Source organism: Pseudoalteromonas sp. CNAT2-18.1, assembly GCF_022347865.1.
In the GTDB taxonomy this organism is placed as follows: Bacteria; Pseudomonadota; Gammaproteobacteria; order Enterobacterales; family Alteromonadaceae; genus Pseudoalteromonas; species Pseudoalteromonas ruthenica.
On sequence record NZ_JAKRFR010000006.1, the window covers coordinates 261934 to 288894 of the forward strand.

Here is a 26961-nt window from a genome sequence, read left to right on the forward strand (position 1 = left end):
TGGAATAATAACTACGAGCAAAAAAGGTCATCATGCTGATTACAATTTTGACACTGTTGAGTTGTGCTTTTTACGGTGCTGCTACCGCGCACGTATTGTCTCGCTTGTTTGATGCCAAAGGCCCATCGCAAAAAACCACGGTGATCCTCAGTACGCTTGCGATTTTGACGCACATGGTGTTGCTCGTAAATGCGGTATTCACCACCCAAGGCCAAGACCTATCTTTTATTAATGTATCGCTGCTGACCTGCTGGGTTATCGTATTATCAGTGACCGCCGTGTCACTGCGCTTTCCTGCCACCTTATTGCTACCTGTCGTGTATGGGTTTGCCACTATTTTATTATTCGCTAGCCTATTTATGCCGCACGATATCATCGTGCAAAGTATTCGCCTGGAAATTGGGTTAGTGACACATATCTCTATTTCACTGCTGGCTTATTGCGTGCTGGTGATTGCTACCTTGTATGCGGTGCAGTTTTATTTCATCGACAAACGCCTTAAACGCAAAGACCTAGCCATTGTATACAGCCACCTGCCACCGCTGATGGTGGTCGAACGGCAACTTTACCAATTAGTGTTTGTTGGCACAGCTTTGTTGAGCCTCGCCCTGCTCTCTGGGTTTGTATTCCTAGATTCCATGCTGGCTATTGAAAACGCGCATAAAACGGTGCTTTCCATTATCGCCTGGGGGGTGTTTTTAGCCGTTGTTATTGGCCGCAAGCTGCGAGGTTGGCGCGGCAAATCCTCTGTGATCACCATTATGGTCGGTGCTGGCCTACTCACTCTTGCCTATTTTGGCAGTCGCTTTGTCCAAGAAGTAATATTGCAGCGTTTTTAAGCAATTACTTTATCTTCAGGGCAAGTTCACTTGACTACGCGCGGCGAGTGCCGCTTAATATACCTTGATTTTTAATAGAAGGATCCTTCTTTGGACGACATATCGACGAGTACGTTGTTTATCATTCTAGCAATACTGATCGTACTCTCCGCATACTTCTCTAGCTCCGAAACTGGGATGTTGTCGATAAATAAATTTCGACTACGCCACCTAGAAAAACAAAAACACGCCGGAGCCACGCGAGTCAGCAGCCTACTCAAGCGCCCTGATCGCCTTATCGGCTTGATCCTTATTGGCAATAACCTTGTTAATATTGCGGCCTCTTCAGTGTCCACGATTATTGGTATTCGCCTGTTTGGCGATGTTGTCGGCTTAGCGGTGGCCACTTTTGGGTTGACCTTTATTTTATTGGTCTTTGCAGAGGTGACTCCGAAAACCATTGCCGCCCTGTACCCAGAGAAAATCGCATTTCCAAGCTCGCTGATTCTTAAAAATTTGCTGCGCTTAACTTTGCCTTTTGTGATTGCCCTAAACTGGATCACTAACGGTTTGTTGCGTCTGCTTGGCTTTAGCCCAGAGCAAATGGAAGAGCACAGCCTTTCTAAAGAAGAGCTGAAAACCGTGGTAAGTGAAGCCGGGGCCATGTTGCCGGCCAAGCACAAAAGCATGCTGACGTCGATTTTAGACCTTGAGCAGGTCACCGTGGAGGACATTATGATCCCGCGTAATGAAATTAACGCCATTGATGTTAATGATGATTGGAAGGTGATCAGTAAGCAGCTCACTAACTTGCAGCACACCCGGGTGCTTTTATATCGTGACCAAATCGATGATGCTGTGGGCTTTATTCATGCTCGAGACGCACTTCGTCTACTCACCAAAGAGCAGTTTAATAAGTCGTCGCTGCTTCGCGCAGTAAGGGAGATTTACTTTATTCCCGAAGGCACCTCTTTGAATACCCAGTTACACAAGTTTCAGCAAGTTAAAGAGCGTATTGGCTTAGTTGTTGACGAATATGGTGATATTCAAGGCCTAGTCACACTTGAGGATATTCTCGAAGAAGTAGTTGGCGACTTCACCACCACACAAACCCGGCCACCAAGCGAGGAAGTCAGTCAGCAGGATGATGGCTCCGTGCTAGTTGATGGCGGTGCCAATATTCGTGACCTCAATAAAGAAATGGGTTGGCACCTTCCCCAAGATGGGCCAAAAACTCTTAGCGGCCTGATTGTCGAATATTTAGAAGATATTCCCGACGCCAATTTAGGGCTTAAAATTGAGGGCTACCCGATTGAGGTCATGGAAGTAAAAGAAAACATGATTAAGCTGGTACGTGTGCTCCCACAGCAGCGTCGCAAGAAGTCTAAAGACTAGCCACCCTTTTAGGGCTGCTACCTTTTCCAGGTAGCAGCCTCTGTCCATGTTCAACCAACCTAAAAGTCCGCAAAGCGATAAAAAGACCCACAAACCAAATCGGTTTATAACCTAACTGCATTTGTGGTCGCTAAAAAATAAGCGCGAGAAATGCCCCTTAAGGAGTCATGCTCGCTTTCAGCGCCCAACATATACTTAGACATTATCCTTTGCCTTTGCTAACTTCATGACTTTATGGATAAATAATATGCGCTAGGCCGGGTATACAGGCAGTACATAGTTAAATAGCAAGGAAGCGATATGAAGATACATAAATTAGATGGCTTTGCAGTGACAGGTTTTTTGGCTCGCACTACGAATGAAGACGAAGCCACCCCTGCTCGAGCAAAGATTAGCAACCTTTGGGCTAAGTTCAACACAAATGCGGCCCCACACCTAACCGGTCAATCAAGAATATTTGGTTTATACACAAACTATGAATCTGATTTTACTGGGGCTTTTGATGTGATCGCGTGCTCGGACACATTATCACCAAAGATGATATCAGAATTGATACATATCGAAGTTCGTTCAGGTAAGTACCTCATTTTTTCATCAAATGGTGAAATGCCACAAGCAGTTATAAAACTTTGGCGCGAAGTTTGGCACTATTTCGACTCACCTAATTGCCCCTATCAACGGGCCTATACAACAGATTTTGAGTACTATAAAAATGATAATGAAGTAGATATTTATATTGCAGTAAAATAAGCATAACCAGCCGGTAAACCTAGCAATAACTCGCTGCAATAATGTTAGTTAATAATTTCAACTGTAGCGCTAACTCTTCACGCCCTACGGCGAATTATAATAAAAATAATGTTCAGATTAGGAGTCTAAGTTGGAAATTAGAAAGCTAAATGCCTTGCGAGGGCTCGCTGCACTTATTGTTTTCTTTACACATTTCAGTGATATAACCCTCTGGTTTGACGGTGCACTAGGAGGCGGCTCCGGTGCCTATGGGGTGATGCTATTCTTTTTACTAAGCGGCTTTTTGATGGCATACCCTTATTTAAGTAAAGAGTTTAATCTGGATTGGTTGTCATTTGTTCTGACAGTTCTGATAACAAAGTGGTATCAATTCTGACATTCTCTTGCGTGCGTAAACCGGTCGTTGGCGCTGACTTATTTTTGCCCTTTTTCAAACCAGCACGACAAGAGCTAGGCTTTTTAGGCATTAACACGCATTAATGAATAATGCCAATGTCATCCAAAATAACTGAGATATCATGTCTTGGAGTGAATGTTATATTAAGGATCAAGCTCTCTTCTTGTTTAACTTCAGATAAAAATTCAATCGGAAAAACCACTGTCTGCAAAGTTGGTTCCGTAGGTGCAAATTTTACATCTTCATTTTCTAACTCTGAGTAGTCAGATACTAGCAACGGAGAAATACTGGCTGTAGATTTCGTCTTTTTACTTATCACAACACCATTCTTATTCAGAAACTCTATCTTAATGTCAGAAGCTAAGTTATAGGGTCTGCATGCTTCATGCTCTTCGGATGTCTCTATCGCGATAGAGACAGTTAGACTCTGTTTATCTTCAGCGATAACATGAAAGGTTGGTAATGCGAGTTGTAGCGTCGTTGCAACTTGTTCTTCGAGTTTCAGTTTCAGTACCTTGTTTGGTGTATCCACCCCGCCTCTTAATCGTTCCTTTTCAATCGAGAATGACACTGGCTCATTTTGGCTGTCAACCCTAATCTGAAAGTTCTTGTTTTCTGTCTTAAAGCTTTCAAAGTTTTCAATAGACCAGAATGTTGAAGTACTGAACCGAGATACATAGATATCATCGGGTAAGCCAAACTCTGAGTTTGGCGGGTGCCTCAATATATCCTGATATTCTTTCTTTCCAGATAAAGTAAGTTCAATGAACGCTGACACAAATACCTTGGTTAGTTGCTCTTGCTGTTTAGCTGTCAAGAGCTTTTTATAAAAATTCTTACTGCCTCCCCAATGAAAATCATCAGACATATCTTGATTGAAATTTATGTGGTTTGCTTTGTGGATGTAGATTGAATGATTCACGTAATTTTTGCCGTCATCATATTCAACCCTCTGCCACTGTTGACTCCCTAAGAACTGGTAAACATCGGCGTCATGCCCGCCCTGTAAAACAAGATAGTTAGTATTCTTAAGAATGTTTTTGCCGTGTGCGTGTTGGTATTGTCCGTCCATGGGCGCTAATGCCACTACCGATTTAATTCCAAACCCAAACTCTGTAGGTTTTTCACTGTTCGGTATCGTTTTTAAACTGTTAAATGTCGAAGCTAAGGCGACGGCTTCTCCGCCTCTAGACATGCCAATGAGAGCAACATTTTCTAAATCCAGCTTGTTATAAAATCTGTGATCATGTTGGTTATTCCACACGCTAAGTAGCTTTAGATGCTCTAAAAGAATCCACCCGCGAGCACCGTTTTCTCCCCACAAACCATTTAAATAAGTCTGATCGACCTGAACAACAAAAAAACCGCGACTGGAAAACATCTCTCCTAAATAATCAAAACCGGGATCTGAGTTACCATGAACCAAGAAAATGACAGGCCGCTTTTCAGAAGTTTGTGGCAGCCAAACTTTCGCTTCTAAAGGTAAATTTTTGCTATCAAATCTATGGTAGGCATCATATTTATAGCCTTGGCTTTTGGAGTGGTCAGCAAGAAAGTTTGGTAGAGTGACGTCAGGTGCGACTAGATCTGGCTTATCGATAGAAAATAAGTAGGGTTTTTCTCCATAAGTCATCACATCGTATTTGTATTTACCTGTTTTTGCTGGATTCGGAAGGCTACTTACCTTCTTATCTGGAAAGATATAGCTATCTGAAACACACTGTAAAGTGTCGGACGCCGAGGTTGAATACGAAACAGCTAGAGCGATGCTGGTAATGAATCTTAAAAGCAAATGCTTCAACGTATTTTCCTTGTTAATCAAATTATTTATTAGCTTCATCTTGACCTTTCCCTGAATTAGTATCATTCAATGAGATTTTTTATTTTTTATTTTTTATTTTTTATTTTTTATGCAACGTTGGTCGCATGTATGTATGAAAAAGTTTAAATAATCTAATCTTTATTTTTTCCAAAATAATTAGCCAAAACTAAACAAGGAAATGGCTAGTTTTATCGCTTGGCTGCTATTGGGCGACTGTCAACAGATGGCGGCTTAAGGCATGAAACGGTAGTTAAAATAACTGGAGCTGAACTTCCGGTATTTGTCTATTAATGCCCGTCAGCCATTGCTGATGGGCAGCTCCGCTCGTCAAGCGGACTTCTTGTTACTCAGCTAATTCGAAACTTTGAGTTAGCTACATTGCCCCTGATATGCATAAATCAATTTATATCAGCTACTTTGGGGTAGCTCAGCATTCCTGCGCTTTGCAGCAAGCGGACTCTTATCAACCCATCTAAACAGATACATTATAATCAGCTTTGTGACACCGCTTGTAACAGCCAACATCAACAGCGGCCAGCCATCTACTAATCCCATACTTAAAGCAAATATAATCGTAGAGATATCCATCATAAATATGAATTGGCTCATTTTAAGGTCGACCGCACCAGTGTGTCCAGAGCTATAGATGAGCCTTATCTGATGAAAGTAGCCTTGAGCAAGTAAAAATGAAACAACGAGTATGATAGAGGTAGAAATCAATTTTCCCTCGTCAGAGATAGTCTCACCAAAGAAGAGGCCGACAAATGCTAGAATGAGGCTAATAGCAGCGGCTGCAAAGCTTATTGCAGGTTTTACTGACTTTCTATCCAATAAGATTTCCATGATTATTTGTAGCACCAATATAGACGCTATCAGTCTGGGCCAGACAATATAGTGGTTAAATGGCGATATTGAGTAGCCGTAAACAAAAAAAGATAAATAGGCCAAGTAACTTACTGTAAATTGGTTCAAAGACAAAAGCTCAGTAGGACGTACGCTATTGTCACTACTCGCTTTTCTTCTCCAAATTGTTCTCAATTGCGAGAATACACCATATAAACTAACGAATATGAATGCTGTGTTTACCGTCCCGGCAATGTTGTAAAAATCCAAACCCATCCCTCATACCAGCAAAAATTGTCGACAATATAACATATTTTTGGCATGTAAAGTCTACCAAAATGCCAAATTTACTTCGCATTGTCGACAATGCATCAAAATGGAGTTGTGGGTAAGAGAAAAGTTGCGCTTATCATCGGCAGTAGTCAGGGAGTTGGAGCTAAAGCAGCGGTGCGTTTGGTTGATGAAGGCTTCCCAATTGTTCTTAACCACAGAGAGTCAGATATTTTAAAACAAGAAGTAGTACAAAAAGGGAGCGAGTGTATAGCCGTGCAAGCCGACGTATCGCAGGAACATATGTCGCAAAACTGTTTAATGCCGTCGACAAAATAGCAAAATAGGACGACTAGCAGTGCTAGTGAACAACGCAGGTATTTTGGAAGTGTTGACAGTTTGTCCGGGACAATTTATAACAATTCACGTCACTCGTACGCTCTAAAGTGCACCGATGGGCTCCGCGTTAGCTATACAACAATAAACATGGACGTATTATGAAAGTCTTATTTATCTTATCCATTATTTTCTTTTCTACCTGCAGTAATGCTGTAGTAAAAAGACATGATGTTCCCCCTGAAAATTATGTCATTGATAAAATGCCTGAATACCTAGTTGATATGCCCCATGAAGGACATGGTGTATTAATTAATTCACAATGGGTTGTAACTGTAGCACACACTATTTTTTATGATTATGTTGGCAAGGATCTATTAATTGGTTCAAAAGAGTATGAAATTGAAAGCGTTCATATACACCCAGATTACACTCAACCTAATAAAAATTTACTTAAAGGTGATTTAGCGCCCTTAATGAATTTTTTCAAATCTAGAAGTGATATAGCGTTAATCAAATTAGCTTCAACTGTTAGCGGTGTAGAACCAATCAATATTTATTCTGGTAATAGTGAAAAAGGCAAAACAATTACAGTCTATGGTAGGGGAGCTACTGGGAACGGATTAACTGGCGAAGACCCAGATACCAAATCGCTTCGTGTGATGAACCGGTTTCAAAATGTTGTTGAAAGAGCGGAAGGTAACTGGTTAGCATTTAAATTTGACGAACCAGAAAGCGCACTACCACTCGAAGGTATGCATGGTTCAGGAGATAGCGGAGGAGCTTCTGTTATCTTTCGAGACGGTGTCCCTTTTCTTGTAGGTTTATCAAGTTGGCAATTAGGGCATGGCGATATAGCTACTTTTAAAGCCGGATTGTATGGTACCACTGCTTATCAAGTTAGGGTATCAAATTACCATGACTGGATATTAGGTGTATTGGGTAGCTAACAAGATACTATATTATTAGTTAATAATTTCAACTGCAGCGCTAACTCTTCACGCCCTACGGCGAATTATAATAAAAATAATGTTCAGATTAGGAGTCTAGGTTGGAAATTAGAAAGCTGAATGCCTTGCGAGGGCTCGCTGCACTTATTGTTTTCTTTACACATTTCAGTGATATAACCCTCTGGTTTGATGGCGCACTAGGAGGCGGCTCCGGTGCCTATGGGGTGATGCTATTCTTTTTACTAAGCGGCTTTTTGATGGCATACCTTTATTTAGGTAAAGAGCTCAATCGCACTAACCTCACGCGCTATTTATTGGCCCGAGCAGCAAGGGTGCTGCCCTTGTACCTAGCTGTGGTGTTTGCCTCGTTCATACTCGCTAAGAGCGGGAATGACAGCCTATATAACATACCTGATGTCAACGCCTTACTCGGCCACTTGCTATTTATTCACGGCGAGAGCGTACTTTGGACTATTCCACCTGAAATACACTTTTATGTGGTTTTTATTGCTTTTTGGATGCTGGCTAAAAACAGAGCAGGCTATATTTATCTCGCTATTGTGGCGGTAATGATTGCGCTGTTTTTTACCAACTTTCCGAGGATTTATGGCGATGTTTATGGAATACCCTATAACCTCTTTAGCATATTGCGCACCTTACCTTTCTTTTTTGTGGGTGTGATTTTGGGCTTACTGTACCCCACCCTAAAAGTGCCTAACTACATGCGAAAACACCGCTTTGTACTGGTTCTTCTGTTAATACCGCTTATGTATCCACAATTCACTCCGATAACCAGCGGCGATGAAAGACGGATGTGGCTAAGCTATGAAGTGTTACTAGTTATGAGCACGGTATTCTTTTGCGTCGTATTTCTCGTCCCTGATAACAATATTGTACTCGCCAATCGCCTTGGTGATTTCATCGGCAAAATCTCCTATTCGCTATACCTGCTGCATATGCCCATTATTATGCAGGTAAATAAGTTAGCGTTGACTGTTGAGCTCAAACTCATTGTCGCCTTAGCACTAAGCATAATGGTAGCCTACTTGTCATACCGATACTTCGAGCAACCTATCGCCAAGCGTATTCGTCACCTTACAGCGGCCAAAGCACAGGATGCGCCTATGCGCGCCGGTTAAACTATTGTCTATTATGGAGACGACCTTGAGTTATTTACTGTATTTTATTCTTATCGTTACATGCGCTACAGGGCTCGCAAACGAGCCCTTTGAAATACCAAGAAGTGCAGTTATCGAATTAACAGAGCCTTCGAGCAAACGGGTATACCCTGTATTTATAAAGCTGCCTCGCTCTTATGCGATAAATAAAGATAAAAAGTATCCCGTCATTTACCTGATGGATGCCTGGTATAGCTTTCAGATTGCCTCAGGTGCTACACGCTTTCCGATGAACAGCGGCACAATGAAAGAGGCTATCATTGTGGGGATATCCTATTCACGAGGCTCAAAAGGCCCATCTAGTCGAATAAGAGACTACACTCCGGTGCAAGCCACAAACTGGAAGTTTCAAACTGGCCATGCTGATGGTCATGCTAAGTTTATCCGCGAGAGCGTCTTCGCCTATATTGAGCAGAACTACCGAACCCTCCCCTCACAACGCACCTTTGTGGGACACTCATTAGGGGGGTTGTTTGGCGCCTATATCCTGTTCAATTACCCTGATATGTTCAGCGGTTATATACTCGGTAGCCCATCGGTATGGTTTGCCAATAACGATATTTTACACTCATCTGTGATGAAACCTCGTTTACCAACCAAGGTCTATGTATCAGTGGGCAGCTTGGAACAGCCAAAGTATGGAGAAAAGCAGCATATGGTGGCTGGGGCGCAAAAACTAATAGAGAAAATGACCGCTGAATGCGGAAAAAACACGACGATTAAGTTTCGCATTATTGAAGGGGCTAAACACGCGACAGCGTTTCCGAGCACCTTGATCCAAGGATTGGACTGGATTTATGCGCAGCAATAAATGAGCAACTACATTGGCACTGGCTAAACTTGTAGTAATGAAAACAAAGGAGAAGGCTTATGCAAGGCAGCTGCTTATGCGCACAGGTACGCTTCGAAATAAAAGGTGAGTTCAGTCATTTCTATTTATGTCACTGCAGTCACTGCCGCAAAGACAGTGGCTCGGCGCACGGAGCAAACTTGTTCTCAAACTCGGCTACACTAACTTGGTTATCAGGTGAGCCGTTGGTAAGACATTACCAACTCCCACACAGCGCTCACTGCAAAAGCTTTTGTAGTCGGTGTGGCTCGGCATTACCCATGTATCAACAACAAGGAGACATACTCGTTGTTCCTGCAGGCTCGCTCGACGATGACCCTAATATCAATGTCACAGCACATATTTTTTACGCCGATAAAGCGCGCTGGGAGAAGGGCTTTGAAGATATCCAGCGCTTCAGTGGTGCTCCTAAGTTGCAGCAATCAGAAGAATAAGCGCTCAAACCAGTTCTTATCTAACTCCTCTTCGCAGCGCTTAAGCTGAACCGCATAACGGCTGGCACGACGTTTCACTTTACTCGCGGCGCGCATTAACCAAGCCTTACTGCGATAGGTGCCGCGTTTATAACCGCCCCACCCTTCGTGATAGTTAAGGTATTGAGCATACGCATCCCACTTCGAAATGCCGTTAATCTGATGTGTTTTCCACACAAACCACGCCATAAAATCGATTGCATCGTCAAAATCGTCACGATCAGCGCCGCCGTTATCGGTTTCGCGTGTGTAATCTTCCCAGGTCATGGTCTTTGCCTGTGAGTAACCATAGGCGTCACTGGCACGACCTGTGGGGATGATCCATAAGAAATATTCCATGGGCGGGGCAGCATCATGACGAAAGGAGCTTTCTTGATACATCATCGCCATTAACACATGTTTAGGTGAGCCCCAGCGCTCTTGTGCGTCCTTGGCATCAAAATACCAATCTTCTTTCTCTTCAAAAATCTTGCAGATATCATCGGGTTGCTTAGGTGGCGCGGTCGCACACCCAGCAAGTATAAACAGGGTAAAAATAAGCGATAAATTTTTTTTCATTTATTTTGAACTTAATCCGCAAGCCTTAGTCTGAACTTATGAATGCAGCAGTTTAGCATTGTTTCATCCCTGTAGAATAATTTGCGCGGCTACCTTAGCCGCGCTTTTTTTATGCTTCTATCTTTTCCACCGCAAAGTATTCATCTAAAAAGGCTTCAAAGCTCACAGTGTCTTCCTGCTCCACCTGCTGTTGTGCCTTAACCGACAGTTCGGCTTGCTCAGCTAAATGTGCGTCGTCAAAGCATTGGTACTGCCACTGACGATGAGCGTCGCTGTAACGTTGTGCCAATTGCAAGGCAAACTGACCATTGTCAACATCATCACTGAGTAACTGTTGTAGGTAGCGCCCTGATATGGTCTTACTAGGATCGCTCACCCAGCTCTGTAACTCAGCAATGGTATGCTGATAAACATCGCTGCCATGCGCTTGGTCCATATAGTCAGCGACTTTTGCAAGATCGGTAAAAATGTCCTCGGCCCATTGCTGCAAAGAGACAGACTCGTCACCGCGTTGCAACTGCAATTGCGGATCGCGACCTTGATTGACCACCCGATCGAGGTTCTCTTGTGTCTGGCCTTGCTCCTGCCAATCCATGTGCGGCGATGCCTTTAATAAGCAGTAGGTCAAAAACACATCCAAGAAACGAATTTGCGTTAAATCGATGCCGGTATCCGCAAAGGGGTTCACATCCAAAGCGCGAATTTCGATGTATTCAATGCCGCCGCGCAATAACGCCTGCGTTGGCTTCTCGCCAGAGCGAGCATTGCGTTTCGGGCGAATAGGCGAGTAAAACTCGTTTTCAATTTGCAGAATATTTTTATTTAATTGCTGCGGTTTTGGTGCATGGTAATCATCAAGATGCTGGTACAACTCAGAAGGTGAGTTGATCGCGCTCTTTAAGCCAGCAACATATTCCTCCAATGAGTTATACATTACCCGCAAGCTCGATTGCGCGCTATTAGTGTAACCCAAATCACCCAAACGCAGAGCTGTGCCATGCTCAAGGTATAGGCTACCTTTACCAAGCTTTTTAAACGGTAGTGAGGTTTCTTGCCCTTCTAAAAAGGAGCCGCACAATGCCGGTGATGCACCAAATAAATAGCTAATTAACCACAATTCGCGTTTAAAGTTACGAATTAGACCTAAGTAATTGTCGGAAATAAAAGACTGTAAGTCACCACTTTGCCCAGCTAAACCCTGCAAGGTTTGCCAAAACGTTTGCGGGTAAGAGATATTGAAATGCACCCCGGCTATGGCCTGCATCATACTGCCGTAGCGGTTTTTTAACCCCTCTCGGTATAGCGTTTTCATACGACCAACATTGGATGAGCCGAATTGCGCCAACGGGATTTCATCTTGGCTTTGGATATAACACGGCATACTCACCGGCCACAATAATTCATCTTCGAGTTGCGCCAGAGTGAACTTTTGTAGGTCACGCAACTGAGCCAATGTTTCCTCAGGATCGGTGCTTACTGGGGTAATGAATTCAAGTAAAGCTTCAGAAAAATCGGTGGTGATCATCGAGTTGGTTAAGGCACAACCAATCGCCACTGGGTGGGGCTTTGTCGATAACCCGCCGCTGCGATTGGTACGCAGCGCCTCGCGCTCAATACCCCGAACAATGCCGACAATTGCGGCTTGATTTTCAGCGGACGACAATTCGCTAAGACGCTGATTTAATTGTGTACAAGTCAAAAAATACTACCTCTAGCCAAGCGGCTTAATTCTGTTGTTATGGGGTGCGCTGCCAAATACTCAAGTCCAAGGCAGTAAAATAACTTTCTCTTTGCTGCTATTTTGCTCTAAACGCTGATGCGCCATGCCCGCTGCCGAGAGCGGCATAGTGCAGTGAGCCAGCTCTAAGTGACCTTGGCGATACCACTGGTAAATACGTTTAAGCTGGGCATTATTTTTAACCACCAGCACACCGCATGCAGTCACTCCTTGCTCATTGGCTGCAGCAATAATCTCTTTTTGTGACAATGTTGGAATAGTGACTACACGACTGTGTGCACTTAATCCTTGTAAACAACGCTTCCCGACCTCCAGGCCCACAACATCGAGCAAATAACCCTTACATTGCTCAGCCACAAACTGGTCATAACTTATTTGCTGAGCGCAAGAAGCGACACTTTTTGGCAGCTCACTGCGGCTAATAGCAACAACCTGATACCCCATTCGCGCGGCAATTTGTGCAGCTAACGAGCCGACTGTGCCATTAGCACCATTAATGTAAATGGGCTGACTTTTTGGACAGGCGAGCGCCGAGAGTGCTTGGAAGGCCGTTAACCCTGCCAAACACAGACCGGATAGCACCACATCTTCATTCACCGCATCGACTTTAATGAGTTCGTTTTCACGGGCCAAACAATACTGTGCATAGGTCCCTGGCTGGGTGGCAAAGCCAACCATACCCATTACCTTATCACCCTTTTTAAGCGTTTTTACCGCCTCACCACAGGCGACCACCTCGCCAAACAGATCATAGCCTAAGCTCATAGGCAGGTGATGTTTGTTTTGCTCTGCCGCAAAGCCGATACCGGCGCGGGTTTTTACATCAATGGGGTTAATAGCGGTGCTCAGCACCTTGATAAGTAACTCATGCTCACCGGGCTTTGGCCGCGATAGGGTCACTGGTTTTAGCACCCCTGGCTCACCAAAAGCATGAATGACCATGGCTTGGTATCCGTGTTCCATAGCTAACACTATTGTTGAATGATTGCTCCTAAACCTATATTGACATTACCACTGCATGGACACAATAAAAAAGGCGACAAATTATTGCCGCCTTTCGTATGAGTTATAACTGACCTTTATTTACAGCTAAATAAAAAGCCTTGCTCGTCAGCATCGATGGAAATCAAGTTGCCATCAGCCAACTCACCCGCCAACAGCTTCTGTGCCAGTGGGTTTTCAATGGCCTGCTGGATAGCCCGTTTTAAAGGTCGAGCACCATAGACCGGATCGAACCCGCCCTCGGCCAGCTTAGCTAATGCCGCATCGGTGATTTCCAATAGGTAGCCTTTTTCAGTGAGCCGCTCATGCAACTTCGCCAACTGAATATCAGCAATCTGCTTGATGTGCTCTCCGGCTAGTGGATGGAATACCACGGTTTCATCAATACGGTTTATAAACTCTGGCCTAAATTGCTGCGCCAGCACCATCATCACTTTGTCTTTCAATGTGGCGTAATCATTATTCCCAGCTTGCTCTTGGATCACATCCGAGCCCAAGTTAGAAGTCATAATGATCACCGTGTTTTTAAAGTCCACGGTGCGCCCTTGCCCGTCAGTGAGACGACCATCATCCAATACCTGTAGCAAGATATTGAATACGTCTGGGTGCGCCTTCTCCACTTCGTCAAGCAGTACCACCGAGTAAGGACGACGGCGCACAGCCTCAGTGAGGTAGCCGCCCTCTTCATAGCCAACATAGCCCGGAGGCGCACCGACCAAACGCGCCACTGAATGTTTCTCCATAAACTCTGACATATCGATACGAACCATGGCATCTTCGGTGTCAAACATCAGTTGCGCCAATGCTTTGGTCAGCTCGGTTTTACCCACCCCTGTAGGGCCCAAGAATAAGAATGAGCCTATGGGTCGATTGGGATCAGCTAATCCTGCACGAGAGCGACGGATGGCATTGGCAACAGCGGTGACCGCTTCGTCTTGGCCGATAACGCGCTGGTGCAGCTCGTCTTCCATCTGCAGCAACTTCTCACGCTCGCCTTGAAGCATTTTCGCCACTGGAATGCCGGTCCAGCGTGAGAGGATCTCGGCAATCTCGTCTTCACCAACTTTATTACGCAGCAAGTTCATATCTTGCATTTCAACTTGCGAGGCAAGGTCTAATTTGCGCTCCAGCTCGGGAATTCGGCCGTACTGCAGTTCTGACATTCGCTGTAGATCACTAGCTCGACGTGCCACCTCTAAGTCCAAACGCGCTTGCTCGAGCTCCGCTTTAATGACTTGAGTGCCTTGCAGCGAGGCCTTTTCCGCATTCCATACTTCGTCCAACTCAGCATATTCACTTTCCAGCTCTTGGATCAGCTCCTGCATTTCCTCACGGCGCTTTTGGCTGGCCTCGTCCTTTTCTTTAGCTAAGGCATTGTCTTCAAGTTTCAACTGAATGATACGCCGCTCAAGGCGGTCCAACTGCTCTGGCTTAGAGTCAATTTGTAAACGAATGGAAGAGCCCGCCTCGTCTATTAAGTCGATGGCTTTATCGGGCAATTGCCGGTCGCTAATATAACGGTGCGATAAATTCGCCGCTGCAACGATCGCCGGATCGGTGATTTCCACAGAATGGTGCAGCTCATAGCGCTCTTTTAACCCACGCAAAATAGCAATGGTGTCTTCAACACTCGGCTCATTTACCAATACCTTTTGGAAGCGACGCTCTAAAGCCGCGTCCTTTTCAATGTATTGACGATACTCATCTAAGGTTGTCGCCCCAACACAATGCAATTCACCTCGTGCTAGCGCCGGTTTAAGCATGTTCCCGGCATCCATGGCGCCGTCGGTTTTACCCGCACCAACCATAGTATGAATTTCATCGATAAAGAGGATCACTTGCCCCTCTTCTTTGGCCAGCTCGTTGAGGACCGACTTAAGACGCTCCTCAAATTCGCCACGGTATTTAGCTCCGGCCACTAAGGCGCCCAAATCCAGCGATAACACGCGCTTATTCTTAAGGCCCTCAGGAACCTCACCGTTTACGATACGCTGCGCTAGGCCCTCAACTATCGCCGTTTTACCAACGCCCGGTTCACCAATTAACACCGGGTTATTTTTAGTGCGCCGTTGTAACACTTGCACGGTGCGACGGATTTCCTCGTCACGACCAATAACGGGATCAAGCTTGCCTTGCTCGGCCCGCTCGGTGAGATCGATGGTGAATTTCTCGAGCGCCTGACGAGTATCTTCAGCGTTGGGGTCATCCACTTTTTGCCCGCCGCGTAGTGCGTCTATGGCTTTTTCTACCTTACCTGTGGTGATATTTAGAGCTTTAAAAATCTCCCCTAAAGGCCCCTTATCTTCACAGGCAGCCAGTACGAACAGCTCGCTGGAAATATATTTGTCTTTACGCTTTTGCGCATATTTGTCGCATAAGTTCAGCAATGACACCATATTATTGGACAACTGCACGTCGCCACCGACGCCCTCCACTTTAAACAACTTCTCAATTTCTTGAGAAAGCTTAGTGTTGAGCTCATCGGCGCTGACGCCTGCTTGCGCAAAAAGAGCACGCACACTCGAGCCTGTTTGCTGCAATAGTGCGTACATTAGGTGTACGGGTTCAATAAATTGATGATCGCGACCGAGTGCTAATGATTGAGCATCGGAGAGCGCTTGCTGAAATTTGCTGGTAAATCTATCTAAACGCATCTGTTTGTTTCCACTAAAACTTTAATTACCTATTTAATGGGTGCTAGCGCGCGTTTGATCAAGTTATACGGTTAAAATTTTGGTGATTATTTGCGCCAGATCACACTGGCCATACGACCAGTTTGGCCATCGCGTCGATAAGAAAAGTAGGTATCGGCAAGGGTATAAGTGCAGGCCTGAGCTTTAGTGACATTACTCACACCGGCTCGATTAAGCGCAAGCTCGGCTAATAGTGGCAAGTTGGCGAGAAATTTGGCGCCGTGTGCTGTAAAGCCCTGCTGATAGTCGCCGCTGTGAGCGCAAAATTGGCTTTTAACCTCATTCCCGACCTCAAAGGCCGAGGGCCCTATAGCAGGCCCAAGCCAAGCATGAATATCTTTCGCGGGGGTGTTAAATAAGGGTAACGCCCGCTCGATGATACCTCCGACAAGGGAGCGCCAACCACAATGCAAAGCGGCCACTTCAGCGCCATCTTGGCTGGCTAGTAAAAGCGGCAAGCAATCAGCAGTCATAATAGCCAAAGGCTGCTTTGGCAAGCGTGTGAACAGGCCATCCGCTTCGGTTCTAAGCTGTTCACTGTACTGAGTAACACAATGAACATGGGTGCCATGTACTTGGTTTACATAACAGGCAGGACGCGGCAGTTGGCTGTTGAGCACAGCGCGATTGGCGAGCACAGCTGACTCTTGGTCGCCCACATGCAGCCCCACATTGAGGCTGCGATACACGCCCTGACTATGCCCGCCTTGGCGGGTGCTTTGCAGCACCCCTACCAGGGACTCATCAGCGCCCCAGGTTGGCGTATAAAATGGTGTTTTAGAGGTCATCGTAGCCGTTGGCTTCGGTGTCTTGGCGCAGCGCTTCGGTCAGCGCCACCATGTCCTCAGGGACTGGGGCCTGCCAACGCATTTGCTCACCGGTGATCGGGTGTGCTAACTGCAACTTAATGGCATGCAAAGCCTGGCGTTTGAAGCCTCGTAAGGTCGCCATAAACTCTTCACTGGCATGCTTAGGAGGACGAGGGCGTCCGCCGTAAAAGGGGTCACCAACAAGTGGGTGACTGATATGCGCCATATGCACACGGATTTGGTGGGTACGACCCGACTCTAGGCGCAGCCGTAAGCGTGTATGAGCACGGAACTTTTCAGCGACTCGGTAGTGCGTGACCGCAGGTTTACCAAATTCATTGACGGCCATATGCGTACGCTTAGTGGCGTGACGACCGATGGGCGCATCGACCATACCGCCTGCGGTCATAGTGCCATAACAGATAGCTTCATACTCACGGGTGAAATTTTCACGTTTTTGCAATGCCGCAACCAAATGCGTTTGTGCTGGCAAGGTTTTCGCAACCACCATCAACCCTGTGGTGTCTTTATCAAGACGATGGACGATACCCGCACGAGGGATATTTTCAATCTCTGGACAATGATGCAATAACGCGTTTAACACTGTGCCATCTGGGTTGCCGGCACCAGGATGGACCACTAAGCCCGCAGGTTTATTGATCACCAAAATATCGTCATCTTCGTAGACGATATCTAAAGCAATATCTTGTGCTTCATATTCTCGCGGCGCTTCAATTTGCGCGTTGATCTCTACGTGTTCACCGCCCAACAGCTTTTCTTTGGGGGTGTTTAAGGTGAGGCCATCAACCTGCACCATATCATCGAGAATCCACGTTTTTATTCGTGAGCGCGAATAGTCCGGGAACAATTGCGCCAAAATTTGGTCTAGACGTTTACCGCCTAGTTCCACGGGGACCTCTGCACTGAGGGAAATTTGTTCTGCCATAAGCAAGTTTTACCTAATTTACCAGTGCAAGCTCTGCTCGACTGGGTTAGAATCGCATAATTCGCATAGTTTACTCGGTTTTACCTACTTGGCCTAGCCGAAGACAACGAAGGTACCTAATTAATGATAAATAAAATAAGTAAACGGGCACTTGCAGTCGTATTTACGGCCTCCTTACTTAGCGCATGCTCATCCGCGCCAGAACAACAAGAAATTGAGCGCGTACCCAACAAATCCGCACAAGCTTTGTATGAAGATGCACGCGAAACCTTAGATTCAGGCTTATATGCCCGGGCAATCGAGCTACTTACCGCCATTGATTCTCGCTATCCGTTTGGCCCTTTCTCTAAACAAGTGCAAATGGACTTAGTCTATGCGCATTACCAAACTGGCAATACAGAGCAAGCTTTGGCCACTATTGACCGCTTTATTCGCTTAAACCCGAACCACAAAGACTTAGACTACATGTACTACATGCGTGGCTTGGTCAATATTAAGGCCGATAAGAATGCCTTCCAAGAATACTTTGGTGTAGATCGAGCCGATAGAGACGCAAAACGCACTCGAGTGGCCTATAAAGACTTATCAACTCTAGTCAACAACTACCCTGACAGCAAATATGCACCTGAGGCAAAGCGTCGTCTTGCTTGGCTACTCAACCGCATGGCTCGCAACGAATTGAAAGTGGCACAGTATTATTACGAGCGTGAAGCTTACCTGGCCGCAGCAAATCGCGGTAAGTACGTTGTTGAGCATTTCTCACAAAGCAGTTACCTTGAGCCTGCGTTAGAAATGATGGTGAAAAGCTACGAAAAACTTGGCTTACCAGATATGGCTGAACATGCCCAACAAACCCTTGAGGCAAATAAACGCGAACGCTAAGTAACGCACACATAAAAAAACCGATGCTGTGAAGGCATCGGTTTTTTTATATTTATAAATTATTAAATCGCTTCTTCGTCTTCCTCTTGCGTACGGATACGTACCACTCGCTCGACTTCCGTCACGAAAATTTTACCATCGCCTATTTTGCCGGTTTGTGCGGTTTTCACTATAACTTCGATAGCACGCTCGACATCTTCATCGGCTAGCACGATATCGAGCTTCACTTTTGGTAAAAAGTCGACCATGTACTCGGCACCGCGATAAAGCTCAGTATGGCCTTTTTGGCGACCAAATCCCTTAACCTCACAGACCGTCATACCGGTGATACCAACTTCTGAAAGGGCTTCACGGACGTCGTCTAACTTAAATGGCTTGATGATGGCTTCTATTTTTTTCATGACTTTTTATATTCGCGATGACAGATGCGCCGATTTTAGTCAATTGTGAGTGTTGAAGCAAACGCCCAAGGGGTGACTAATGCGTTAATAGTGTTAAAATTAATATAATACCCATATCAGGATGAAGTTATGAAAACCTGTAACACCCCAACATCTAAGGGCTTCACTCTTATAGAACTCATGGTGACCATTGCAATTGCAGGCATATTACTGGCTATCGCATTATTTGATAGCACGCAAATGTCAGCACAGGAAAAAGCGAGCAATTTTAGTACCGAGCTCAAACGTAACGTTAAGTTCGCCCGAGCCAAAGCGATGACCACGGGTGACCCTGTGATTGTGTGTGCGATGACCAACCCTGGTAGCTCAGGAAATTGCCTCAATAGCTGGCAAAATGGCACTATCGTCATTTTCTCAGACATAAATAACAACGGCACATTCGAGGCCAATGCAGATATCCTGCACCGCTCTATCAACAATTTGGTCGCCAACAGTCAGCTTGTACACAGTGGCAATGCACGAAGCTTGCGGTTTGACCAACGCGGCCAGCTGACCGCAGGACAAAACGGTTCCTTTATATTTTGTCCCACCGATGACAACGAACATAACGTGGCAGTTTCAGTAATGGCCTCGGGAACGGTACGAGACTTAGGTAAGACCGAGCAAGCTTGCACATCGGGCTAACTGTTCTACTATTTACAAGACCAAAGAAGGATTATTGAGGCGTCAAGGATGAACGCGCTTACTCCCCCCATGTGCTCACATATAACAAATGTAGGCACGACCTTGATTGAGCTGCTTGTGACTATCGGTATCGCCGCGATGTTTGCAGCAGTCACTTTATTTAATGCCCAAGATTGGGCGTATCAAAACCGCCGCTCAGATTATATTGAACAACTCTACACGCATCTGTTTGCAGCAAGATCGTACGCTATATTCAACAACCATTACGTCAGCGTATGCCCTGCGATTGCTGAGCGCTGCGTGCCGAATTGGCAAAATAATATAATGGTGTTTGTTGATAGAAATAACGATAAACAGCGTGGCGGCGATGAGCCGATTTTGAATATTCTCACTGTTCCGATTGGCAACGATACCATCGACTACCCAAGGCGAGCTGTTACTTTTAAACCTACGGGGGCTCTAGGTGGCTTTCAATCTGGTAGCTTTGTGTACTGCTCAGTGGAAGATAAATTAAACCAGCCTGCCTATCGTATTACCGTTAGTCAGACTGGTCGATTGCGGATAAAGCAAGACAGTGATAAATGCTAAAAGCTAGCGCAGCTTTTTAGCATCTAGAGCGCGAGCCTCAGCTGAGCCAAATTGCTGTTTGAATTCAACACATTGAATCACTTGTTCAACTCTCGTCGCTTGCTGCTGTTGTGGTGCTGCGTAACCCCTTTGATACGCAGCAAGCTCCGCTTGGTGTCGGCTTTTTTGCTTCACTTGTACATCAATAACCTGGTTTACACCGGTTTCCAGCGATACGTAACACTTATATTCATTAAGTAACCTAAGCTCTACTTTCGCACTGGCCTGAGTCGCAGCTATTACAACTAAGGCCAAAAACATATATCTGAACATTTATATCACCTCTTCCAACACGTGTCTGTGTCAGCGCTTCCCGTGGACCCCTTCACACCCACTTCATTAATAGTGAAAGACGTACACTCACTGTCTTCTAAAGCTATTCCAGATGCTGGAGTAGCAGTAATAACAAAGCTCTGAGCATTCACTGTTGCCGACAATGAGTACAAATCTGACTCCGTTGAATTTGAAAGCCCGAGATCGGCCATAGAGGCTGTGTATTGACGGTTATCAGCAAAAAACTGCTCTTGCTTGCTTGCTGCATCTAGCAAGGCTGTCATAGCCTCAGAGCGTGCGCTACTGATGACAAATTGCTGATAAGAAGGGTAAGCAATAGCCGCCAAAATGCCGATAATTGCAACCACCACCATGAGCTCAATCAAGGTAAACCCTTTTACATGCTTCATTAATCAATTGTCTCCTCTTTATATATGTAAGTGCGGTGCGTTTTAAATCCAAATGGGTTTTCATCACAACTTGCCATACCGCAGTCGCCAGGACGTCCGTTTGGCTCAATCGATTTCGCTTTCAAGGTGCCTTCCCCATCACCTTTACCCGCACCAATTAAAATAAACTGACTTTCGCTTTCTTCCTCTGCGGTATCCGGATCATCTACTTTGGTAAAGAATAGTGTCGGCGTATCAGGCACTTTATTACCTACATCAAATTTTAGTTGATCATACACTTTTGCACCGTAGTGCAGATGGAATGCATACAAACTACCACCACCGCCTTTAAGCGAGCACTGCTGTAGGTCATTCTCTTCCGAGGGAACAAAAGTAGTGAAATAAGCAACACCACCGACCACGGCAGCTGCCGACAACGACTTCTCATTTGCACCAAGGCTATACTTCCACCCTGAGAATTGAGCGAGATCTTTCTCTAGCTCTACAAAACCACTGTCGTCATTTAATTTGGCAGTGAACGGATCATTAGTAATATCCATCAAATCATCCATAGTGATGACGGCTGGTATATCTTCACCGCGCAATGACTGCGTTATGGTATTTTCATCACGCAGCATAATTAGATGATTATTTTCACTTTCATCAAGTGGATGAGCCCGATTACCACTTCCAAGCACAATCGCTTCATAAGGAGTTTCCTCACGCACAACTTGTGTCGAAGACTCTTCATCAATGATAGTGGTGTATTCGGATACTTTACTAAAGTAAGTCCTCGCCACCTCGGGCTGATAGAAGAATCGACGTTCATTGCCAGTAATTGACAAATCAGCAATCTGTACGGCAGTCCACGGCTCACTGCCCACAGGGTTATCCGTTGGTAAATCGAATCGCCACACATCACCACCGGTATCGGCTGCGTAGAGACGATCGGTGAAACCATCGTAGTCAGAATCTAGCAACGCTATTTCACCGGGAATACTGTGCTCACCTTCATAAGTGGTATTGCCATTACCATTAGCTCCGGGAGTAAAAGACCACACTAAATCGCCGGTTTGTGCATCTAAAATATAAACACCCCGGCCAGAGTTGTCCGGGCTAATGTTGTCAGCATCTTTATTAATGTCATAGCCTGCGCCCACAACCACGACTGGTTTAGTACCGTTTTTCTCTATAAACGTAACTCTAGGTTGAGACCATGTTTGCCCAAGCTCTTCCATCCCGGTGGTGTTGGCGTCTACCTTCCACATTAATTTTGGCGAGCTTGGGGTGCTGATATCAAAAGCATAGTACGAATCACCGCCACGACGCATACCAGTGAATAACCATACTCGGTCAGAGGGGTCGACGACACCGTTCTCATTTTTATCATCGAAGTACATAGAGGGAGAACCATCCATACCATAGACTTTCTCGCCTTTTATATTACGACGTAAAGTTGTGAGGTTCGGATAAAGTTCATAAGGAATGAAGCTCCACTCCTCTTCAATGGTATTGCCGTTGTCTTTGAAAAGATGCAATGAACCGCCATTGGTTCCTACCGCAATGCGGATACTGCCGTCGCTGTAGGCTATAGCAAGTGGTTTAGAATGCAGCGGGTCGGCGAATATATCACTACGCAGCTCTGATGTATTACCATCGGAGTCATCATCATCAACGTCTTTACCTTTAGCCCATTCGAATAATGAGTCTAGTCGTTCAACGGGTGTGCCGAGATAAGAGCCAAGGTCGGCTTGAGAACCTGCATAGGATAACGCATTCGCCAAGGTAAATTTCGGCATTTCGCCTGTCCCTGCGCCAATATCAGTGTAAATAGTACGACTATTAAGACCTGCTAGCACCGCGTTTACGCCACCTTTTTTAACCTCGTTGCCATCGGCTTTGCCATCTTTCGTCCAAAAAGTAACGGCGCTGTCTTTAATATTTCCTTCACTGCCTGAGGCACCATCGATAGCCAAGTTGCCCTTACTGTCAACAATTTTGGTGCCATCTACTTTTAACTTTTTCAAATTACCCGACCAACGCGCACCTTCTTCAGGTAAAAACATGGCATAGTAGACCGAGTCGAGTGTTTGAGTTCTATCAAAGTTGTTACTGGCAACGGCTGGTGCCGTAAATGTAGTGTTTACTTTGAGGATTTCCGCTAACGCTTGGCCAAAAGATTGCGATAGTTCAATGGCATTTTGCGCCGCAAAGTACCCTTTATCGCCGTTACTTTTTGTTGCCGTAGCCGCCTCTTTAAGTAGCCCGGCAGCATCATCAGCACCATCACTAAAACCAATGGTAAAAGTACTCACCCGTTGTACATCATCTACCGAGGTATTCACATCATTGTGATGCATCCAATGGGTTAAGTTCGGCAGATAGTTAGATGTGCTTAACGTGTCATCATTATAGGGAGTCGTTGAGGTCACCACTGGATCACTGATATCAGGCTGATTAGTCGTAGAAACAAGGGAAGACACTAAGCCATCTGCCGCTTTGTCCACCGTTGGAACACCATCAGTAATGAGAATAATGTAAGCTTCTTTAGAGCAACCACCAGAAAACGGTGATTTATATACACTATTGCTGACTGCCGAAAGATCCATTGCAGGGGTGTTACCTGTATATCTAAAGCCACACTCGTTTCTTCTGCAATTGGTATCATCATCGCCGTACCACACACTTTGGCCAGCGAAAAAGCGGAACGCCTCGTAAGTTGTCTCACATAATGGTGTATTGGTTTCACCATCAATGCCCGAAATTTCACCGATAATATCGGCGTTGCTCTGGCCAAAATTGGCAATGACCCTGCCACCATCTCGGGTATTTTCTCTAGGGTAGTTAAGGTTGAACACCATTAAGCCGAAATCGACAATGGGTGTGGCGTTTAGCACCGTCGTGATGGATTCTTTAGCCACATCTAACTTGGACTTAACCTCTGTCTCTTTGTCCGTCGCATGATACCAACGTAGGTAATTAGGATGGTAAAGTGTCACGACCTCGCCGCCACTGAAATCCGCGCTGGCTTTGTCCTTTTGCTCCTTCGTCACGGAACTGGATTGGGTGTAAAAGTCATTTCTGCTTTTTGATGCACCGCTGATAGGCAAGCCCGTTAACTCGGTGTCCCCAGACTTATAGGTTGTGCCGCCTATCTTTATCTCCAACCCGGTATTATCAGTATTCTCGTTAAGGATATCATCGAGGCAGTCAAGTGCGGAGATAGTATTGGCACCGCTATTGTCTTTGAGATCAACCCAAGAGCCGGTATTTCCTTTATATTGATGCTCTCGAATATAGCCGGTATAGAAGCCATATTGCTGCAAAGACTCTCTCGCAGCATCACACCCGTTAACATAGCTATGAAAGCGCTTGGTATCACTGTTGCTGTCAGTACGCGGTAGCTGCTGATCCACGCCTGAACCAATAGTAAAATAAACGAAGTCTTCATTAAGCGAGTTATCAAAAGAGGATACGACATCATAGGTCACATCAGGGTCGTAGCTTTTTGTCGTTTCTATCAGCCCATTCATACTGGCTGAGTTATCAAAAATAATAAGTACTTGAGGCTTTCCTGATGAGGTGAAAAATTTATTGCCTACATAAAGTTCAATATCCTCACCAAAGGATTTGCTCACACTGAAGGTGAGCGATGCTATTACTAATAATTTAAACAGTTTCATGTCATTCACCTATATGACTTACTGGCTCGATATACTTGCCATCTCTTGGGCTAACCCCGAGACAACAGTCACGTTATGCCTATTCGATTTACCATACTCTACGCGACTTCGCAGACTCAGCATATTGCATTTTATACCTGGTGTTGGGTTGGCTCTGGGTGGACAGTCCAAGTCTTGGGGGCCGTCGTTATTGTGAAATAATCGCAGCGATGCTTGTGCTCCTGCAGGCTCAAGCTGAACAAACTCGTCGCCACCGGCGTTAAATTCACCTCGGTTGAAATAAAGCGCGCTTACCGTCGCTGCCTTTTGCTTTTCATCGAACACCGCGCGCTCCGAGTCAGCCAATGCTTGCTCACTGGCAACATCATAATCTTGAGCGGCATTCACAACTTTCATATCCACACTGCTTGCACTCATAAGGGTTACCGCGATACCAGATACGATAAGCACCATGACTAAAGATGCGATAAGTACGACCCCACCTTGATATTGCTGCGTATTCACCATGTTTCGACCTCTGCATTACGTACTTGAACAGTGGATACATAAACGAGACGACGGAAATTATCATCAAAGCTTAAACGTCGCTCAGTTCCACCTTCCCCACCTAAGATATATGTTTGGTTTGTTTTACTCATATTTCTATCTGACTCTGTGGCCCGTACTAGCGCAAATAGCTGCACAGTTAACACTTTAGAGCTTACTTGTTCCCACTCAGAGGCGCTCATTTGCGCTGCGCTTAAATAGGTATCGACGTTGCGGTCACCGTTATTATCCAGCCCGTAAAGAAGACGAATATTCTCCACTCCCTCAAGCACCGACTCAGTCACCATTCCCCCTGTTGGCGTAAGGCGTTTTCTCATCAGTACGGGGACAGTTACGGTTTCATCCCCTGACTGATACGACTGCTCATTGATGTAGTAAACATGATGGGTATAGCGCCATACCGATCCATTCATATTGGCAGGAGTGGCAATTGCACCGTCCCCTATGAAAATGCGAGCTGAGGATATATCTGTTTCTATATAGTAATCATTATTATTGGTTGCCTGACCCGTTACATCGTCTCCAGCGACACGCTTGATTTGGATAATGTCGCTGTCAGCGACCGCATCATCTATGCACCCTAAATTAGCGCCAGCCACAGCCGTGACACTATACAAGTATTTAAAGCTGCTTGGACTGTTAACAGGGAAACTGGCATTATTCAGCCCAGCGGTGCAATCATTGCCTGGATTGACCACCCCAGTGACATCGACACTACCGGTGCTAAGAGAACTCATTCCGTAAGTGCCCCAGAATCCCGCCATTTCCAAGTCGCGACTGATAATATCTAAGGCCATTCGGCCGGTTTCCTGTAGCTCACCCATTTCGACGGTATCGGACGTTGTTGTTTTCATACTTACATACGTAAACATGACACCGCCTAGAAGGAATAAACCCACAACCATGGCGACAATTAACTCAACCAGTGTATAACCATGGGCTTTATTTAAAGGAATAGAATTAGCGAACATAGGCGAATGACTCCAAAGCGAGGGCTCTTCGTTGATTGCTCTGACCACCGCACTCATCTTTGCTTTGAACAATATCCCCGGTGCTCGCGAGTTCTTGGCGAGATGCCCAAGAAACAATGACATCGATATCCAGCTGTTCGCCATTGACACGTGTATCAACACAAACAGTGGCATCGGCTAATGCACCAGTGTTTTCCTGAGCTCTTATTGCTCGGCGCCACTGTTCGATATCAAATGCGGCAAGTGCGCCTGAACCACAATTAGCATTGATACACGAGGCATAATTAGCAGCAACAGGATCGTCGCTTGAGACGGTGACGTTATATGCTCCCGCCATTGCTGCTAGTGTATTGGCTTTAATGCGGCCAATAACATCATGAGCAACACCTAACGCAGCAGAGCGCTGCATAGAATCGTAGGTGGCTTGCTTAGCTTTGGCTTGTAGCGCAACTGCGCCCAGTAAACCAAAGACAAGCACAATAAAAGCTATTAATGTTTCTAGTAAAGTGAAGCCATTTTGCTCTCGCATAATAGTTAAACTCTAATTTGCAACTTCATAATTAACATTCTAGTAACTGATGCAAAAGCCACAACTGAAAGAGATGCTAACGGTGCGAAATCAGTCATGAGCGGCACCCTAAATTGATAAATAACCCAGTACAGGAACAGTAACCAGC

At 45.4% G+C, this 26961-nt stretch carries 27 protein-coding genes; 12 read left to right on the top strand and 15 right to left on the bottom strand.

All coding sequences use genetic code 11. The annotated features are described in order from the left end of the window. Positions 1–32: 32 nt before the first annotated feature. The 4 genes from ccsA to MHM94_RS14930 all read left to right on the top strand — a co-directional run bounded on the left by ccsA (position 33) and on the right by MHM94_RS14930 (position 3339). The gene (ccsA, locus tag MHM94_RS14915) at positions 33–839 is read left to right on the top strand and encodes a cytochrome c biogenesis protein CcsA (protein ID WP_022945759.1); all 807 of its coding nucleotides are present in this window, start codon (positions 33–35) and stop codon (positions 837–839) included. A 90-nt stretch (positions 840–929) separates the two neighbouring features. Beyond that, the gene (locus MHM94_RS14920; RefSeq protein ID WP_235419730.1) at positions 930–2213 is read left to right on the top strand and encodes an HlyC/CorC family transporter; all 1284 of its coding nucleotides are present in this window, start codon (positions 930–932) and stop codon (positions 2211–2213) included. 300 nt (positions 2214–2513) lie between these two features. Beyond that, positions 2514–2963 carry a GyrI-like domain-containing protein gene (locus tag MHM94_RS14925; RefSeq protein ID WP_235419731.1) on the top strand — a complete coding sequence of 150 codons (450 nt, stop codon included), beginning with the start codon at positions 2514–2516 and terminating at the stop codon, positions 2961–2963. A gap of 130 nt (positions 2964–3093) precedes the next feature. Further along, the gene (locus tag MHM94_RS14930) at positions 3094–3339 is read left to right on the top strand and encodes an acyltransferase family protein (RefSeq protein ID WP_343224284.1); all 246 of its coding nucleotides are present in this window, start codon (positions 3094–3096) and stop codon (positions 3337–3339) included. A 100-nt stretch (positions 3340–3439) separates the two neighbouring features. On the opposite strand, the gene MHM94_RS14935 is transcribed toward MHM94_RS14930, so the two are convergent. After that, positions 3440–5200, bottom strand: coding sequence for a hypothetical protein (locus tag MHM94_RS14935; protein ID WP_235419732.1), 1761 nt, complete (start codon positions 5198–5200; stop codon positions 3440–3442). 390 nt (positions 5201–5590) lie between these two features. Then, positions 5591–6301 (bottom strand): hypothetical protein, encoded by a 711-nt coding sequence (locus tag MHM94_RS14940; RefSeq protein ID WP_152440460.1) that lies wholly within the window; start codon positions 6299–6301, stop codon positions 5591–5593. Positions 6302–6409: 108 nt separating this feature from the next. Here MHM94_RS14940 and MHM94_RS14945 point away from each other — a divergent pair, with 108 nt between their 5' ends. From MHM94_RS14945 to MHM94_RS14965, 5 genes are all read left to right on the top strand, one after another. Further along, complete coding sequence (locus MHM94_RS14945) at positions 6410–6634, top strand: SDR family NAD(P)-dependent oxidoreductase (RefSeq protein WP_171036759.1); 225 nt, start codon at positions 6410–6412, stop codon at positions 6632–6634. Positions 6635–6792: 158 nt separating this feature from the next. Continuing rightward, complete coding sequence (locus MHM94_RS14950; protein ID WP_138547813.1) at positions 6793–7581, top strand: trypsin-like serine protease; 789 nt, start codon at positions 6793–6795, stop codon at positions 7579–7581. A gap of 101 nt (positions 7582–7682) precedes the next feature. Next, the gene (locus tag MHM94_RS14955; RefSeq protein WP_045978192.1) at positions 7683–8720 is read left to right on the top strand and encodes an acyltransferase; all 1038 of its coding nucleotides are present in this window, start codon (positions 7683–7685) and stop codon (positions 8718–8720) included. Positions 8721–8745: 25 nt separating this feature from the next. Continuing rightward, a complete protein-coding gene (locus tag MHM94_RS14960) occupies positions 8746–9570 on the top strand; it encodes an alpha/beta hydrolase-fold protein (RefSeq protein ID WP_235419733.1) in 825 nt (274 codons plus the stop codon). A 59-nt stretch (positions 9571–9629) separates the two neighbouring features. Further along, positions 9630–10043, top strand: a complete 414-nt coding sequence (locus tag MHM94_RS14965) for a GFA family protein (RefSeq protein ID WP_045978193.1) — start codon at positions 9630–9632, stop codon at positions 10041–10043. Here the strand turns inward: MHM94_RS14965 and MHM94_RS14970 are convergent. The 6 genes from MHM94_RS14970 to rluD all read right to left on the bottom strand — a co-directional run bounded on the left by MHM94_RS14970 (position 10032) and on the right by rluD (position 17828). After that, positions 10032–10640, bottom strand: a complete 609-nt coding sequence (locus tag MHM94_RS14970) for a transglycosylase SLT domain-containing protein (protein WP_045978194.1) — start codon at positions 10638–10640, stop codon at positions 10032–10034. The two genes, MHM94_RS14965 and MHM94_RS14970, sit on opposite strands and share 12 nt — an antisense overlap. A gap of 109 nt (positions 10641–10749) precedes the next feature. After that, positions 10750–12339, bottom strand: coding sequence for a glutamate--cysteine ligase (gene gshA / locus MHM94_RS14975; RefSeq protein WP_045978195.1), 1590 nt, complete (start codon positions 12337–12339; stop codon positions 10750–10752). A 60-nt stretch (positions 12340–12399) separates the two neighbouring features. After that, on the bottom strand, positions 12400–13341 hold the full coding sequence (locus MHM94_RS14980) for an NADP-dependent oxidoreductase (protein WP_052698101.1): 942 nt from the start codon (positions 13339–13341) through the stop codon (positions 12400–12402). Positions 13342–13457: 116 nt separating this feature from the next. Then, complete coding sequence (gene clpB / locus MHM94_RS14985; RefSeq protein ID WP_045978196.1) at positions 13458–16034, bottom strand: ATP-dependent chaperone ClpB; 2577 nt, start codon at positions 16032–16034, stop codon at positions 13458–13460. A gap of 86 nt (positions 16035–16120) precedes the next feature. Then, on the bottom strand, positions 16121–16861 hold the full coding sequence (gene pgeF / locus MHM94_RS14990) for a peptidoglycan editing factor PgeF (protein ID WP_045978197.1): 741 nt from the start codon (positions 16859–16861) through the stop codon (positions 16121–16123). Continuing rightward, on the bottom strand, positions 16851–17828 hold the full coding sequence (gene rluD / locus MHM94_RS14995; RefSeq protein WP_053910294.1) for a 23S rRNA pseudouridine(1911/1915/1917) synthase RluD: 978 nt from the start codon (positions 17826–17828) through the stop codon (positions 16851–16853). The genes pgeF and rluD overlap by 11 nt, the downstream gene beginning before the upstream one ends. Before the next feature lie 123 nt (positions 17829–17951). Here rluD and MHM94_RS15000 point away from each other — a divergent pair, with 123 nt between their 5' ends. Continuing rightward, positions 17952–18710 (top strand): outer membrane protein assembly factor BamD, encoded by a 759-nt coding sequence (locus MHM94_RS15000; RefSeq protein WP_045978199.1) that lies wholly within the window; start codon positions 17952–17954, stop codon positions 18708–18710. Between the two features lie 62 nt (positions 18711–18772). Here the strand turns inward: MHM94_RS15000 and MHM94_RS15005 are convergent, their stop codons facing one another. Next, a complete protein-coding gene (locus MHM94_RS15005) occupies positions 18773–19111 on the bottom strand; it encodes a P-II family nitrogen regulator (RefSeq protein WP_022945250.1) in 339 nt (112 codons plus the stop codon). A 129-nt stretch (positions 19112–19240) separates the two neighbouring features. Here MHM94_RS15005 and MHM94_RS15010 point away from each other — a divergent pair, with 129 nt between their 5' ends. Together MHM94_RS15010 and MHM94_RS15015 are read left to right on the top strand one after the other, a co-directional pair. Next, positions 19241–19795: a GspH/FimT family pseudopilin gene (locus MHM94_RS15010; protein WP_235419734.1), complete on the top strand. Its 555-nt coding sequence runs from the start codon at positions 19241–19243 to the stop codon at positions 19793–19795. 48 nt (positions 19796–19843) lie between these two features. Further along, a complete protein-coding gene (locus tag MHM94_RS15015) occupies positions 19844–20383 on the top strand; it encodes a GspH/FimT family protein (RefSeq protein ID WP_235419735.1) in 540 nt (179 codons plus the stop codon). Positions 20384–20386: 3 nt separating this feature from the next. Here the strand turns inward: MHM94_RS15015 and MHM94_RS15020 are convergent, their stop codons facing one another. Genes MHM94_RS15020 through pilV form a run of 6 tightly spaced genes read right to left on the bottom strand, consistent with a single transcriptional unit; the run spans position 20387 to position 26813 of the window. After that, positions 20387–20695 carry a TapY2 family type IVa secretion system protein gene (locus MHM94_RS15020; protein ID WP_022945253.1) on the bottom strand — a complete coding sequence of 103 codons (309 nt, stop codon included), beginning with the start codon at positions 20693–20695 and terminating at the stop codon, positions 20387–20389. 5 nt (positions 20696–20700) lie between these two features. Next, the gene (locus tag MHM94_RS15025) at positions 20701–21105 is read right to left on the bottom strand and encodes a type IV pilin protein (protein ID WP_235419736.1); all 405 of its coding nucleotides are present in this window, start codon (positions 21103–21105) and stop codon (positions 20701–20703) included. Then, the gene (locus tag MHM94_RS15030; RefSeq protein WP_235419737.1) at positions 21105–24767 is read right to left on the bottom strand and encodes a PilC/PilY family type IV pilus protein; all 3663 of its coding nucleotides are present in this window, start codon (positions 24765–24767) and stop codon (positions 21105–21107) included. Before MHM94_RS15030 ends, MHM94_RS15025 begins: the two co-directional genes overlap by 1 nt. 18 nt (positions 24768–24785) lie before the next feature. After that, positions 24786–25274 carry a pilus assembly protein PilX gene (locus tag MHM94_RS15035; RefSeq protein ID WP_151173022.1) on the bottom strand — a complete coding sequence of 163 codons (489 nt, stop codon included), beginning with the start codon at positions 25272–25274 and terminating at the stop codon, positions 24786–24788. Continuing rightward, entirely contained in the window at positions 25268–26284 is a 1017-nt protein-coding gene (locus tag MHM94_RS15040; RefSeq protein WP_045978206.1) for a PilW family protein, read from the bottom strand. Before MHM94_RS15040 ends, MHM94_RS15035 begins: the two co-directional genes overlap by 7 nt. Next, positions 26274–26813 (bottom strand): type IV pilus modification protein PilV, encoded by a 540-nt coding sequence (gene pilV, locus MHM94_RS15045; RefSeq protein ID WP_022945258.1) that lies wholly within the window; start codon positions 26811–26813, stop codon positions 26274–26276. The genes MHM94_RS15040 and pilV overlap by 11 nt, the downstream gene beginning before the upstream one ends. Positions 26814–26961: the final 148 nt, after the last annotated feature.